Source organism: Variovorax sp. Varisp41 (assembly GCF_047325085.1).
GTDB lineage: Bacteria > Pseudomonadota > Gammaproteobacteria > Burkholderiales > Burkholderiaceae_C > Variovorax.
The window spans coordinates 489467-502100 of record NZ_CP168540.1 but is presented as its reverse complement, the minus strand read 5'-3'; the positions used below and the strand labels follow the sequence as shown (position 1 = coordinate 502100).

Sequence of the window (12634 nt, the reverse complement as noted above, 5' to 3'; positions counted from 1 at the left end):
CCTTCCTAGCATGGCCTTTCCCCCACCCACGACGGACACCGCCCATGCAAGCCTCGCTGCTCGAAGAGATTCCTTCCGTGCCGAACCCCTATCCCGTGGTCTCGAAGGTCGAATACCCCGAGGTCTGGCGCCTGTGCACCCAGGCGCGCGAACTGGCCTGGGACCCGGTGGCCGACATCGATTACGCCGACCTGCGCGAGGCCGAGCTGCCGCCCGAGGTGCGCCAGGCCGGCGCCGAATGGTGGAGCCTGCGCGCCTGGATGGAGCACGGCGCCACGCCCTATGGCGCCGAGCGGCTGCGCGAGGCGATCTTTGGCCACCAGCCCTTCGAGATCAAGCAGCACATCACGAACTTCATCGCCGAGGAGTTCCGCCACCACGAGGCCAGCTTCCGCATCGCCGAGCACCTCGCGGCCTACGAGCCCACGCCGCGGGCCGACTACTTCCGCGACATCATCCCGCGCTTCCACGACGAGAAGGACGAAAAGGCGATGAGCTTCTTCGCGGGCCTCTCGGTCAACACGCTGTTCGAGCAGCTCTCGGGCGAACTGCTGCAGGCGCGCTACGAGAACGCGCGCTTCGGCTCGATCCGCGAGGCCTGCCGGCTGATCCTGCGCGACGAGGCGCGCCACATCCAGTTCGGCCGCATCATCATGCGGCGCTTCTTCAGCGAACTGCCGGCCGACGAGAAGCGCACCATCGGCGAGAAGGTCGCGAAGAAGCTGCGCGGCAGCCTGCTCAACGGCGTCTACGCGGTGGTCAACCTGCCCGAGGACGAACGCCGGCGCTCGGGCCGCAACCGCGCGCTGGCGGCCGACCACGGCCTGGGCGCCACCCATCCCGACGAGGAGATGGGCATCATCAAGCGCGGGGTCGACAAGATCCGCGAGGACATCGGCGCCTATGGCGTCGAGATCCCGTTCATTCCCGAACTCGACGGCGCGGTGCATTGATGACGAGCACCGCCGCCACCCGCCTCGCACCCGGGGACGTCGCGCCGCCGGTCGGCGCCTACAGCCACGGCATCGTCACCCAGGGGCCCGGCCGCTGGCTGCACATCGCGGGCCAGATCGGCACCGCGGCCGACGGCACGCTGCCCGAGGGCTTCGAGGCGCAGGCCAGGCAGGCCTGGACCAACCTGGTGGCCGTGCTGCGCGCGGCCGGCATGGACGTGTCGCACCTGGTCAAGGTCACGACCTTCCTGACCGACGCCACCGACCTGCCGCGGCTCGGCCCGGTGCGCGCCGGCTTCCTCGGCGAGGCGCGCCCGGCCTCGACCTTGCTCGTGGTGCAGGCGCTCGCGCAGCCGGCCTGGCGCATCGAGGTCGAGGCCTCGGCCTTCCATGCCGACTGAAGACGGCATGCGCCCCGACGGACGCTCCGAGGCCATCGACCGGATGCTGCGCGAGACCGGCCCGGCCTGGCAGGCCGACATCCGCGCGGCCGGCGACCGCGTGAAGGCCGCCTACCTGCCGCTGCTGCTGGCCGCGCCCGCCCACGGCTGCGAGGTCGTGCGCGACCTGCCCTACGGCGCGCATCCGCGGCAGGTGCTCGACGTCTACCGGCCGCGCGGCGCGCGGGCCGCGCCGGTGATCGTGTTCGTGCATGGCGGCGCTTTCGTGCGCGGCGGCAAGGACATCAACGCCGCGATGTACGGCAACGTGCTGCGCTGGTTCGCGCGCCGGGGCTGCGTGGGCATCAACATCGAATACCGGCTCGCGCCCGAGGCCATGCATCCGCAGGGCGCGCTCGACGTGGCCGCGGCCTGCGACTGGGTCGCGCGCCATGCGGCCGGGCACGGCGGCGATCCCGCCGCGATCTGCCTGATCGGGCATTCGGCCGGCGGCACGCATGCGGCCAGCTATGCCTGCGATCCCTCGCTGGGCTTCATGGGCCGGCACCTGCGCGCGCTGGTGCTGGTGTCGGCGCGGCTGCGCGCCGACGCGCGGCCCGAGAACCCGAACGCGGCCGGCGTGCGCGCCTATTTCGGCGACGACGCCGCGGCCTACGACGCGCTGTCGCCGATGGCGCATGCCCACCGGCTGGCGCTGCCCACCTTCGTCGTGCATGCCGAATACGAGAACCCGCTGCTCGACGTCTACGCGACCGAGTTCGCCTGGCGCATGGCCGAGACCCGGGGCCACGCGCCGCGCCACCTGAGCCTGCCCGGGCACAACCACGTCTCGGTCATGGCCCACTTCGACAGCGGCGAGCAATGGCTGGGCGAGGAGATCCTGGCCTTCCTCGAGTCGGCACGCGGCTGACTATCTCTTTCGGGGAATCGATCGCGCCGCGCCGGTGCGGTACGCTGCCGGCCTTCGCCGCGCCCGCGCGCGGCCTCCCTCCACCGCATCGACCACGGAAAGACCTCCAGCCATGACCGCGTTCACCCTCGAAGAAGCCAGGGACGTCCTCGCCACCGCCTTGCCGGGCTGCGTGCGCAGCCTCGGCGTCAGCGTCGAATCGCTGGGCGAAGGCAAGGCCACGCTGCGCATGCCGGCCGGCGAGCAGGCCACGCGCGAGGGCAACATCTTCGGCGGCCAGGCGCTCTCGGTGCTGGCCGACAGCGCGATGTGCTTCGCGATCTGGACCGACGGCCGCGGGCGCCGCCCGATCGCCACGGTCGACCTGCACATGACCTTCATGCGCGCGGGCGGCGGCGAGGACGTGCTCGCGCATGCCGAGCTGGTGCGCTCGGGCCGCTCGCTGGCCTTCGCGCGCGTGACCATGGACCTGGCCTCCACCGGCCAGACGCTCGCGACCGCGGTCGCGACATTCGCCCTACCGGCCTGAGCCAGCGCCCACGCGGGCGTCGCGCTCAGAGCTTGTAGGCCTCGACCGGTCCGTGCGAATAGAACAGGAAGTAGCCGGTCGAGGTCCGGAAGCCGTTCTTCTCCCAGCCCGGCGGCACCTTGAACAGCGCGAGCTGCTCGCTCTTCATGCCGACGAAGGCCGTCCGCGCGCCGTCGGTGGTGATGCGCCGCCAGTCGTCGCGCGTGGCGGGCGCGAGCTGCATCTTGGGCTCGCTCCAGTCGGGCGTGCGCACCTTGTCGCGCAACACGTAGCGCCCACCCTGGCGCTCGATCTTGATCAGCTCCTTGAGCGCCCCGCCCTGCTTCACGGCATAGACGCCGACCAGCTCGGCCTCGGGGCCGCCGCGCGCGCCGCAGGCGGCCAGCAGCAGCGCGCAAGCGATGCACGCGAGCGCGCGCAGTGCGTTGTTCCATGTGCTCATCGATGGTCTCCGGTGAAAGATGGGTGGCCCGCCGGGGGCGTCGCCCGGCGGGCTCGGGCCGTCAGCGCTGGAGGTTCTCGCGCAGCTTCAGGCTGCCCTGGAAGCGCAGCGCATGCGGGTACTCCTCCTTGGCGCCCGCATCCACCGCCGCCATCTTCTGCTGGCTCTCCTGCGTCTTGGCCAGCAGCGCGGTCGGCAGGTTCAGCACGCCCTTGATCTGGTCGTACTGCGCCTGCGTGATGCGCCCCACGCCGAGCAGCCGGAAGGCATCGCGCTCGATGTTCAGCAGCAGCGGCTTGTTGCCGGCGAAGTTCTGCGCCTGCGCCAGCAGCGCGCTCCACGAGGCGGCGCTGTAGTTGCTCACGTAGTAGTCCTGCCCGGTCGGCCCGGCCAGCACCGCGGTGCAGCCCGGCAGCTCGAGGTTGGTGCGGTTGCTGTCCATCACGAAGGTCTTGCGCTGCGCCATCGCGTCGCCATAGGCGAGCGTGACGGGCACGGTCCAGGTCGAGGCCGGGTACTGGTTCTGGTTCGGGAACGACTCCTGCGTGATAGCCACGTAGGTGCGGTCGCCCGCGCACTGCGCGTCGACCGTGAGCAGCGGCACGCCGGTCTGGCGAATCAGGCTGTCGCCAATGGCACTCACCTTCTTGTCGGTCGCCTTCTCGAGCGAGCTCCACAGCCGCGAGGGCGTGACGTTGCCATAGGCATAGTCCTTCAGGTAGATCTGCAGGCCCTTCTGCATTGCCTCCTCGCCGATGTAGTTCTGGATCGTCTCGAGCACGTGGCTGCCCTTGTTGTAGACGAAGATCGACGGGCTGATGAAGCCGAACGAACCCGCGTCGTTGAGGTTGCGCTGCACCGGCACCGCCGTGTTCTTGAGGTCGGCCACGATCACGCTGTGCTTGTCGAGCACGTAGTCCGAGAAGCTGTAGTACTCGGGGTGAAACTTGATCGTGGTGCGCCGTTCGAACCAGCGCGCGAACGACTCGTTGAGCCACACGTTGTCCCACCAGTCGAGCGTGACCAGGTCGCCGAACCACTGGTGCGCGACCTCGTGCGTGACCACCGTCACCGAATAGAGCGTGGGCGTGTCGCCGGGCTTGGTCAGCACCGAGTCGGCGAACTCGAAGATCGAGCCCCAGTTCTCCATGCCGCCGAAGCCGGTGTTGGGCTTGTTGTCGTAGCTGTCGTTGGCGGCCACGGTGTCGAACTTGTCGAAGGGCAGCGGGATGCCGGTGTACTTGTAGTAGTAGTCCATCGCGACCTTGGTCCACTCCATCGCGAAGGTGGCCCAGGTCGAGCGGCCGGGCGGCGTGAACCAGCGCAGCGGCATGGTCTTGCCGTCGAGCGGGCTCTTGAATGTGTCCTCGAGGATGTCGAACTTGCCGCCGCCGAAGAAGGTCAGGTACATGGGCATCGAGGGCGTCTTCTCGAACGACACCAGCTGGTAGCCGTCGGGCAGCCGGGTCTGCGATTTCTGCGCGCCGTTCGACACCGTCTTCCAGTCGCCCGGCACCTCGGCCGAGATCTCGAAGGTATGGCGGAACGCGGGCTCGTCCCAGCCCGGGAACCACTGGCGCGCGAAGTTGGTCTCGCCCTGCGTCACGATGGCATCGCTGCTCACGCCCTCGGGCGTGGAGAGGCCGACCTTGAACACGCCGGTGGCGGCCGAGCACAGCGGGTTCTTGATCATCTCGGCCGGCGGGCAGTACTCGGCATCGGAGAACTGGATCTTGCCGTCCCACTCCATGTGCAGCAGGTACTTGCCCTTCGCGATCTGGCCGTCGTTGAGCCGCAGTTGCACGAAGTCGCCGCGCGTCTGCGGCGTCGGGATCAGCGCGATCGCCTCGCCCGGGCTCGAGAGCTTGCGCAGCGTGGTGCGGCCGTTGGCGAACTTGAGGTCGTGCGCGGCCACCACGATCGCATCGACCGGCTTCAGCACCTCGATCTCGACGTCGCCGCGGCCCGTGAAGGTCTTGAGTGCCGCATCGGGCCGGAACCACAGCTTGTAGTTCTTCGGCCAGACCGTGTCGGGCAGCTCCATCGGCTGGGCCGAGCGATCGATGTTGCCGTTCGCCGCCGCGTCGGGCACGGCCGAGGGATTGCCGTCGTCGGGCGCGTTGGCGTCGCCGTTCTGCGCCACCACGTTGCCGGTGTCGGGGGCCGCGCCGGTGCCGCCGAACGATGGCGTGCCGCCACCGCCGCCACCGCAAGCCACGAGCGCGGCAAGGGTCACTGCACCGATGGCAAAGTACGGGACTGCGGGCTTGAGAAATTTCTTCATGATCGCCTCTTGTAGGGACATGCGCCGTCCTGCACCTGCCGGCGTGTGGCCGGCTCCTGCATGGAACGCGCGCGGGTTAAGGGGGTGAAAGGCTCGCGCGTCGGCAAGACGCCACCCTCCCGTCGAACCGATCGTTCGACAGGCAGGCAGTGCCAGCCATGAGCAGCGGTTTCAGTGGACGCGGCAAGCGCGTGCCGCGTGCGACCGCACCGGCGGTCGATGCGGCGGGCCGAGGATCCGCGGCATCAGCGGACTCGGCGTGCGGAAGAAGCGGATGTGCATACCCGACGATGCGCGGGGCAGCGGGAGGACGAATCGCACCAGGAGCCGGAGCGTTCGATTCAGCGAAGGGCGCGCGTGCGATGCACGCGACGCGCGATGGACGAAGCCGCGTTCGGCATGGCCCCATCGGCCGCCTTGCGTCTTCCCGCACCGGCCACGAGGCGATCGGCAGCGAGGACGCAACGGCGGGAGTATGTGCGCTTGGTGTTCGAGATCTTCACGCGTTCTCCCTCCATCGAGTGCGCACAGTTCTAACTGCCGCTCCCCCCACGCGTCAACGAAGCGCGGAACTTTTCCCTCTCAAATTGTTCGCGCTTCATACGAAGAATGGAGTCAACGAGGCGTGGTGCTTCGTGGGGTACGAAGATGGACTCACGCCATCCGCATCGCCGCGCTTTCGACGCGATGCGCCCGGACAACAGCGCGTTGCTTTTTCGTTGATGCAGCGCAGTTGCATCAATCGCGGCGCACGCGTTCTTTGGTTCGCGTCGCCGCCGCCGCTGCGGACTTTGGACCGCGCTACAGCACGTAGCCGCGTCCGCGGAAATGATCGAGCAGTATCTGCCCCACCCGCTGCGCCTGATCGAACTCGATCGCATGCCCCGCATCGGGCACCACCATCAGCTCCACGCGCGGCGCATTGACGCGCAGCCGCCGGCTCGCCACGTCGACGGCATGCAGCGCATCGTCCTCGCCGAGCAGCACGCGGGTGCCGGCCGGCAGCAGCCGCATCTCGGCATCGCTCAGGCCGGCGGCGCGCGGCGGTCCGGCGCCCTGGCTGCGCCAGCGCACGAGCAGGTCCTCGAGCGCCCAGTCGGACAGCGGGCAGGCATGCGGCGAGGAACTCAGCGCCTGCAGGCGGCGCAGGTTGCCGTCGGAGGGATGCAGCCGCGCGAGCAGCGCGAAGACGGCGGGAACGACGCGCCGCGGGCCGATGCGCGGCGGCGCGAGCAGCGCGAGCCTGGAGACGCGGCGCAGCGAGCGCCGCAGGTAGGCGGCGGCCAGCCAGGCGCCGAAGGAGGCGCCGCACAGCCCCAGCTTGGGCCGGCCGATGCCGATCAGCACGTCCTCGAGCCAGTCGCAGTAGTCGTCCTCGCTGGCCGGGCGCCGGCCCTCGCTGCGACCGGCATCGCCCACGATGTCGACCGCGTACACGCGCAGCGCACCCGAGAGCACGCCGGCCATGTGCACCCAGGTGCTGGCATTGCCGCCCTCGGCATGCAGCAGCAGCACCGGCACGCCATAGGCCGGTCCCCAGGCCAGCAGGTGGGCGCGGCCGCGCCGCGTGTCGACATGGCGCGATTCCACCGGCACCGGCCAGCGCGCGAGCACGCTGTCGTACGACCGCGAGAGTGCCGCATGGGCCTGGGCCGAGCGGAAATGCGGCAGGAAGGAAATGGCGTCGAGGGACATCGTCGAAAGGCGAAGAGGACGTGGAGGATGCGAAGCCGGCCCCGGGGACCGGCCCGTGAAGCAACGCGCGAGCCTGCTGGATCGTGGGCGGCGCAAGATGAAGGTCTGCTGAAGATTCGGCGGCTCGGCCTGCCTTGCACCTTTCAGGCCTGGTCGAGAAGCTTTAGGAATTCCTTCAGCTTCGCCGGTTAGATTGCATTCATGAAGATTCTTGTGGTGGAAGACGATTTCGACCTCGCGACCGGCATCCGGGTGGCGCTGCAGACGCAGGGCATGGAGGTGGTGTGGGTGCGCCGCATCGAGGACGCGCAGCGCATCCTCGATGGCGAGGGCTGCGACCTTCTGCTGCTCGACCTGGGCCTGCCCGACGGCGACGGCCTGGGCCTGCTGCAGCACGTGCGGCGCGCCGAATCGCGGCTGCCGGTGCTGATCCTCAGCGCGCGCGATGCGCTCGACGACCGCCTGCTCGGGCTCGACAACGGCGCCGACGACTACCTGGTGAAGCCTTTCGTTCTCGCCGAGATGCTGTCGCGCGTGCGCGCGCTCGCGCGCCGCAGCTACGGCAGCGACGGCGTGACCTTCGAGGTGCGCGGCCTGTGGCTGCACGAGCCGACGCAGCGCGTGCAGGTCAACGGCCAGCCGGTGGACCTGTCGCGCAGCGAGTTCAAGCTGCTGAGCCTGCTGATCAAGCGCACCGACCGCGTGATCACGCGGCGCATGCTCGAGCAGCAGGTGCTGCCGGCCTGGCAGACCCATGGCAGCAACGTGCTCGAGGTCCACATCTCGAACCTGCGCCGCAAGATCGGCGACGGCTACATCCGCACCGTGCGCGGCATCGGCTACGTGATCGACCAGGCCGCGCTGAAGCTGCCGGGAACGCCGTCTTGACGGCCGCGGCGGCGGCCTCCGACGCCCCGCGCGGCTGGCGCCGGCTGCTGCGGCCCACGCTGGTGCGCCGGCTGATGCTGGCGCAGGTGGCGATGCTCACGCTGCTGTGGAGCATCGCGGTGGGCCTCGTGCTCGGCACCTCGCTGACCGAGGACATGGGCATGGTCGACACCTCGCACCGCAGCGTGCTGTCGGTGGCGCACAACCTGGCCGACCGGCCCGCGGCGCTGGCCGAGAGCCTCCAGCGCATGGACACCGCGCTGCGCGAGACCATGGGCAGCGACAACGATCCCTCGCTCTCGCCGAGCCTGCTGGTGTGGCAGCACGGCCGGCTGGTCTACCACTCGGAGGGCGTGCCCACCGACATCGCCAACAGCCGCCTCGGCGTGGCCGAGGACGTGACCGCGCAGGGCAAGCAATGGCGCACGCGTTCGCTGGAGAGCGAGGACGGCGCCACGCGCGTCGCGCTGGTGCTGCCGGCCGGCCCGCAGATGTGGCTGACCTTCCATTCGCGCGGCTACTACATCCTGCCGCTGGTCATCAGCGTGCCCTTCCTGCTGCTGCCGGCCTGGCTGTCGATCCGGCTCGCGCTGCGGCCCTGGCGCAAGGTGGCGCGCGAGATCGCGTCGCGCGACGTGCGCGAGCTCGCGCCGCTGGCCACGCAGACGCGCCACGACGAGCTGCGCCCGCTGGTCGACAACTTCAATGCGCTGATGCAGCGGCTGCGCGCGAGCATCGAGCGCGAGCAGAGCTTCATCGCCGATGCCGCGCACGAGCTGCGCACGCCGATCGCGGCGCTGCGCGTGAACGTCGAGGCACTGCAGGGCCTGCAGGCGCAGCCCGCGCCGGTGCCGCCGGCGCGCCAGCAGGAGCTGATGGCGCGCGTGGTCAGCGCCAGCGCGCGCGCCGAGCGGCTGGTGAACCAGCTGCTGCACCTGATGCGCAGCGCGGCCCAGGTCTCGGCGCCGCGCCCCGCCCTGCTGCGCCTGGACGACCTGGTGCAGGAACGGCTGGCCGCGCTGTCGGTGCTCGCGCGCACGCGCGGCGTGGAGGTGGAGCTGCTGAGCGACGACCCGGCGCCGGTGGCCGGCGATCGCGACAGCCTGGTGTCGATGATCGACAACCTGATCGACAACGCCACCAAATACGCGCCGCCGGGCTCGGCCGTGACCGTGGGCATCCGGCGCGACGGCGCGCAGGCCGAACTGACCGTGGCCGACCGCGGCCCGGGCATTCCGCCCGAGCTGCGCGAGCGCGTGTTCGACCGCTTCTTCCGCGACCCCGACCAGACCCAGACCGGCAGCGGCCTGGGCCTCGCGATCGTGCGCTCGGCCACCGAGGCACATGGCGGCAGCATCGTGCTCGGCGACACGCGGCCCGGCCCGGGCCTGCTGGTGACGGTGCGGCTGCCGCTCGCGCGCGAAGGCATCGAGCCGGGCGCCACGGCCTCGGTGAAGACCCGCGCCGTGCTGACGGCGGATTGACAGCCGGTGCTCCTACGATGACGGACGCGACATCGACACAGGAGACCCCATGACCATCCAGCGCCCCCGCCTCCCGGCCTTCACGCGCCGCGCCCTGCTCGGCGCCGCCCTCGGGCTCGCGCTCGCGGGCTGCGGCAGCCCCGCCGGCAATGCCCCGGCACCGAAGCCCGAGCTCCACGTGATGACCTCGGGCGGCTTCACGGCCGCCTACAACGAGCTGCGCCCCGGCTTCGAGCGGGCCAGCGGCCGCGCGGTGAAGACCGCCTACGGCGCCTCCATGGGCAATGCCAGCGACTCGATCCCGAGCCGCCTCGCGCGCAAGGAGCCGGTCGACGTCGTGATCCTGGCGCGGCCCGCGCTCGATGCGCTGGTCGCGCAGGGCCAGGTGCGGCCCGGCAGCCAGGTCGACCTGGTGCGTTCCTCGATCGGCTTCGCGGTGCGCAAGGGCGCGCCCAGGCCCGACATCTCGAGCGTCGAGGCGCTCAAGCGCACCCTGCTCGCGGCGCCGTCGATCGCCTATTCGGCCAGCGCCAGCGGCACCTACTACGAGACCGAGCTGCTGAAGAAGCTCGGCCTCGAGGCCCAGGTCAAGCCCAAGAGCCGCCGCATCCTCAGCGAGCGCGTGGGCAGCGTGGTGGCGCGCGGCGACGCCGCGCTGGGCCTGCAGCAGGTCAGCGAGCTGCTGCCGATCGAGGGCATCGATTACGTCGGCCCGCTGCCGGCCGAGGTGCAGCAGGTGACGGTGTTCTCGGCCGGCATCGCCACGGCCTCGACGCAGCCCGAGGCGGCGCGCGAACTGATCCGCTACCTGAACTCGCCGGCCAGCGCGCCGACGATCGCGAAGACGGGGCTGGAGCCGCTGGCTTCGCGTTGAGGCGCGCGCCGCCTCAGGCGCCGCCCGGCACGGCGAGCGGCGCATGCTTCGCCATCAGTTCGTCGACCCAGTCGATGAACACGCGCAGCTTCGCGCTCAGGTGCCGGTTCGGCGGGAACACCAGGTACAGCGGCATCGAGGCCACTTCCCAGTCCTCGAACAGCGGCACCAGCTCGCCGCTGTCGAGGTGCGCCTGCGCCATGTAGCGCGGCAGCCAGAGCACGCCCATGCCCGCGACACCGGCCGCGGCATAGGCATTGCCGTCGTCGAGCGCGACCACGTAGCGGCCGCGCGGGGCGAGCTGCTCGCCCGCGCGCGACAGCGCGATCGGCGCCAGCGTGCCGCTGCGCGAGCGCAGGAAGCCGACGATGCGGTGATGCGAATCCTCGAGCTCGCGCGGATGCGCGGGCGTACCGGCGCGCGCCAGGTAGGCGGGCGAGGCATAGACGCCGAGCCGCAGGTCGCCCACGCGGCGCGCCACCAGCGAGGAGTCGGTGAGCTCGCCGCCGCGCAGCACGCAGTCGACGTTGTCGCCAATCACGTCGACCACGCGGTCGCTCACGCCCAGGTCGAGCTGGATCTCGGGATGGCGCGCATGGAAGGCCGGCAGCGCCGGCACCAGGATCAGCCGCGCCAGCGGGGCCGGCACGTCGACGCGCAGCCGCCCCTTGGGCGAGGCCGTGACGCTGGCCAGGCGGGTGTCGGCATCCTCGAGGTCGGCCAGCAGGCGCACCACGCGCTCGTAGTAGAGCGTGCCCTCGGCCGTGACCTTGACCTGCCGCGTCGTGCGGTGCAGCAGCTTCACGCGCAGCCGTGCCTCGAGCTGCTGCACCAGCTGGGTCACGGTGGTCTTGCTCATGTGCAGGGTCTGCGCCGCCTTGGTGAAGCTGCCGGCTTCCACCACGCGCGCAAAGGCCTGCATCGCATCGAAACGGTCCATGTCGTCGTCCGATTGTTTGGGATTGTCAAACAGTCATTGTGCGTCTTGCCCATTTATCCGCGAAGAGCGAACACCTAGATTCACTGCATCCGCAACCATCGAAGAAGGTGAATCCCATGTCTTCCCCCCGCGATGTCGTCTTTCCCGCCGGCCGCCAGGCGCTCTACGAGCTTCACCGCTACTCGCCGGCCGTGCGCGCCAACGGCCTGCTGTTCGTCTCGGGCCAGGTCGGCAGCCGGTCCGACGGTTCGCCCGAACCCGAGCTCGAGGCCCAGGTCCGGCTGGCCTTCCAGAACCTGAATGCCGTGCTCGCGGCCGCCGGCGCCAGCTTCGCCGACGTGATCGACGTGACGGTCTACATCGTCGATCCGGCCTCGAAGTTCGAGCGCATCTGGAACCTCGTGCTCGCCGAGTTCTGGGGCGAGGCGCCCCATCCCACGGCCACCGCCATCGGCGTGACCTGGCTCTACGGCTTCGACTTCGAGATCAAGGTGGTCGCGAAGCTGCCGGAAACGGCCGCCGCCTGAGACGCTAACGAGCGACGATCCGCTGCACGCCGAGCATGACCAGCATGCCGCCGGCCACGCCATCGACCCAGCGCTCCACGCGCAGGTAGCGCGCGCGGATCGCCTCGGCGCCGAACACCACGGTGATGCCGAAGTGCCACAGCAGCGAGAGCACCGCCACCATGAGGATGGTGGCGGGATAGAACCAGCCCGCGGCCTGCGCGGGCACCAGGGTCGCGAACACGCTGGTCCAGAAGGCCGCGCCCTTGGGGTTGGTGATGCCGGTCAGCAGGCCGGCGCGGTAGGCGCCGCGCGCATCGCGGCGCGTGCCCGCGGGCGCGCGGCGGGCGCTGCCCGCGGCGGTCTTCACGGGGCGGGCCACGGCCCGCCACAGCAGGCTCGCGCCATACCAGACCAGGTAGCTCGCGCCGAGGAAACGCACGGCCGAGGCCAGCCACGGATGGTGCGCCATCAGGGTGGACATGCCCGCGAGCGAGAGCACGACCCAGAAGATCGAGCCGGTCGTGAGCCCCAGCACCACGTAGCGCGATTCGCGCTGGCGCCCGTCGAGCGCCATCTGGCTCAGGATGAAGAAGTTGGGGCCCGGGCTCGCGAGCACGGCGAGGTAGACGCCGGCGATGAGCAGCAGGGGCGAGAGTTGGGTCATGGCGCTGGGGACGGAGGCGAACGGACCCGCCGATGCTAGCGGCAGGCGAACGCCCCTGCCC

General features: G+C 70.5%; 13 protein-coding genes. 8 read left to right on the top strand and 5 right to left on the bottom strand.

Annotated elements, in window-relative coordinates; all coding sequences use genetic code 11:
- The first annotated feature begins 44 nt into the window (after positions 1–44).
- The 4 genes from ACEN9J_RS02160 (at position 45) to ACEN9J_RS02145 (ending at position 2793) form a co-directional block, all read left to right on the top strand.
- The gene (locus ACEN9J_RS02160; RefSeq protein ID WP_057593097.1) at positions 45–953 is read left to right on the top strand and encodes a hypothetical protein; all 909 of its coding nucleotides are present in this window, start codon (positions 45–47) and stop codon (positions 951–953) included.
- Positions 953–1354 (top strand): RidA family protein, encoded by a 402-nt coding sequence (locus ACEN9J_RS02155; RefSeq protein ID WP_413763166.1) that lies wholly within the window; start codon positions 953–955, stop codon positions 1352–1354. Before ACEN9J_RS02160 ends, ACEN9J_RS02155 begins: the two co-directional genes overlap by 1 nt.
- A complete protein-coding gene (locus tag ACEN9J_RS02150; RefSeq protein WP_413763165.1) occupies positions 1344–2264 on the top strand; it encodes an alpha/beta hydrolase in 921 nt (306 codons plus the stop codon). The genes ACEN9J_RS02155 and ACEN9J_RS02150 overlap by 11 nt, the downstream gene beginning before the upstream one ends.
- Before the next feature lie 112 nt (positions 2265–2376).
- Positions 2377–2793 (top strand): PaaI family thioesterase, encoded by a 417-nt coding sequence (locus ACEN9J_RS02145; RefSeq protein WP_057593094.1) that lies wholly within the window; start codon positions 2377–2379, stop codon positions 2791–2793.
- A 25-nt stretch (positions 2794–2818) separates the two neighbouring features.
- Here ACEN9J_RS02145 and ACEN9J_RS02140 read toward each other — a convergent pair whose 3' ends face one another.
- The 3 genes from ACEN9J_RS02140 to ACEN9J_RS02130 form a co-directional block, all read right to left on the bottom strand.
- The gene (locus ACEN9J_RS02140) at positions 2819–3235 is read right to left on the bottom strand and encodes a hypothetical protein (protein ID WP_413763164.1); all 417 of its coding nucleotides are present in this window, start codon (positions 3233–3235) and stop codon (positions 2819–2821) included.
- Positions 3236–3296: 61 nt separating this feature from the next.
- Complete coding sequence (locus ACEN9J_RS02135; RefSeq protein WP_413763163.1) at positions 3297–5519, bottom strand: M1 family metallopeptidase; 2223 nt, start codon at positions 5517–5519, stop codon at positions 3297–3299.
- Between the two features lie 801 nt (positions 5520–6320).
- Positions 6321–7214 (bottom strand): alpha/beta fold hydrolase, encoded by an 894-nt coding sequence (locus tag ACEN9J_RS02130; protein WP_413763162.1) that lies wholly within the window; start codon positions 7212–7214, stop codon positions 6321–6323.
- A gap of 201 nt (positions 7215–7415) precedes the next feature.
- Here ACEN9J_RS02130 and ACEN9J_RS02125 point away from each other — a divergent pair, with 201 nt between their 5' ends.
- Genes ACEN9J_RS02125 through ACEN9J_RS02115 form a run of 3 tightly spaced genes read left to right on the top strand, consistent with a single transcriptional unit; the run spans position 7416 to position 10460 of the window.
- Positions 7416–8102: a response regulator gene (locus tag ACEN9J_RS02125; RefSeq protein ID WP_413763161.1), complete on the top strand. Its 687-nt coding sequence runs from the start codon at positions 7416–7418 to the stop codon at positions 8100–8102.
- Positions 8099–9586, top strand: coding sequence for a sensor histidine kinase (locus tag ACEN9J_RS02120; protein WP_413763160.1), 1488 nt, complete (start codon positions 8099–8101; stop codon positions 9584–9586). Before ACEN9J_RS02125 ends, ACEN9J_RS02120 begins: the two co-directional genes overlap by 4 nt.
- A gap of 49 nt (positions 9587–9635) precedes the next feature.
- Positions 9636–10460 carry a substrate-binding domain-containing protein gene (locus ACEN9J_RS02115; protein WP_413763159.1) on the top strand — a complete coding sequence of 275 codons (825 nt, stop codon included), beginning with the start codon at positions 9636–9638 and terminating at the stop codon, positions 10458–10460.
- Between the two features lie 13 nt (positions 10461–10473).
- Here ACEN9J_RS02115 and ACEN9J_RS02110 read toward each other — a convergent pair whose 3' ends face one another.
- The gene (locus ACEN9J_RS02110; protein ID WP_413763158.1) at positions 10474–11400 is read right to left on the bottom strand and encodes a LysR family transcriptional regulator; all 927 of its coding nucleotides are present in this window, start codon (positions 11398–11400) and stop codon (positions 10474–10476) included.
- Positions 11401–11516: 116 nt separating this feature from the next.
- Between ACEN9J_RS02110 and ACEN9J_RS02105 the strand changes: the two genes are divergently transcribed.
- A complete protein-coding gene (locus tag ACEN9J_RS02105; protein WP_057593085.1) occupies positions 11517–11927 on the top strand; it encodes a RidA family protein in 411 nt (136 codons plus the stop codon).
- Positions 11928–11931: 4 nt separating this feature from the next.
- Here the strand turns inward: ACEN9J_RS02105 and ACEN9J_RS02100 are convergent, their stop codons facing one another.
- Positions 11932–12573: a LysE family transporter gene (locus tag ACEN9J_RS02100; protein ID WP_057593084.1), complete on the bottom strand. Its 642-nt coding sequence runs from the start codon at positions 12571–12573 to the stop codon at positions 11932–11934.
- Positions 12574–12634: the final 61 nt, after the last annotated feature.

What these genes read in the sequence shown, in the direction of transcription:
- ACEN9J_RS02160 (WP_057593097.1), top strand. Translation starts at nt 45, where the DNA reads ATGCAAGCCTCGCTGCTCGAAGAGATTCCTTCCGTGCCGAACCCCTAT.
- ACEN9J_RS02155 (WP_413763166.1), top strand. Translation starts at nt 953, where the DNA reads ATGACGAGCACCGCCGCCACCCGCCTCGCACCCGGGGACGTCGCGCCG.
- ACEN9J_RS02150 (WP_413763165.1), top strand. Translation starts at nt 1,344, where the DNA reads ATGCCGACTGAAGACGGCATGCGCCCCGACGGACGCTCCGAGGCCATC.
- ACEN9J_RS02145 (WP_057593094.1), top strand. Translation starts at nt 2,377, where the DNA reads ATGACCGCGTTCACCCTCGAAGAAGCCAGGGACGTCCTCGCCACCGCC.
- ACEN9J_RS02140 (WP_413763164.1), bottom strand. Translation starts at nt 3,235, where the DNA reads ATGAGCACATGGAACAACGCACTGCGCGCGCTCGCGTGCATCGCTTGC.
- ACEN9J_RS02135 (WP_413763163.1), bottom strand. Translation starts at nt 5,519, where the DNA reads ATGAAGAAATTTCTCAAGCCCGCAGTCCCGTACTTTGCCATCGGTGCA.
- ACEN9J_RS02130 (WP_413763162.1), bottom strand. Translation starts at nt 7,214, where the DNA reads ATGTCCCTCGACGCCATTTCCTTCCTGCCGCATTTCCGCTCGGCCCAG.
- ACEN9J_RS02125 (WP_413763161.1), top strand. Translation starts at nt 7,416, where the DNA reads ATGAAGATTCTTGTGGTGGAAGACGATTTCGACCTCGCGACCGGCATC.
- ACEN9J_RS02115 (WP_413763159.1), top strand. Translation starts at nt 9,636, where the DNA reads ATGACCATCCAGCGCCCCCGCCTCCCGGCCTTCACGCGCCGCGCCCTG.
- ACEN9J_RS02110 (WP_413763158.1), bottom strand. Translation starts at nt 11,400, where the DNA reads ATGGACCGTTTCGATGCGATGCAGGCCTTTGCGCGCGTGGTGGAAGCC.
- ACEN9J_RS02105 (WP_057593085.1), top strand. Translation starts at nt 11,517, where the DNA reads ATGTCTTCCCCCCGCGATGTCGTCTTTCCCGCCGGCCGCCAGGCGCTC.
- ACEN9J_RS02100 (WP_057593084.1), bottom strand. Translation starts at nt 12,573, where the DNA reads ATGACCCAACTCTCGCCCCTGCTGCTCATCGCCGGCGTCTACCTCGCC.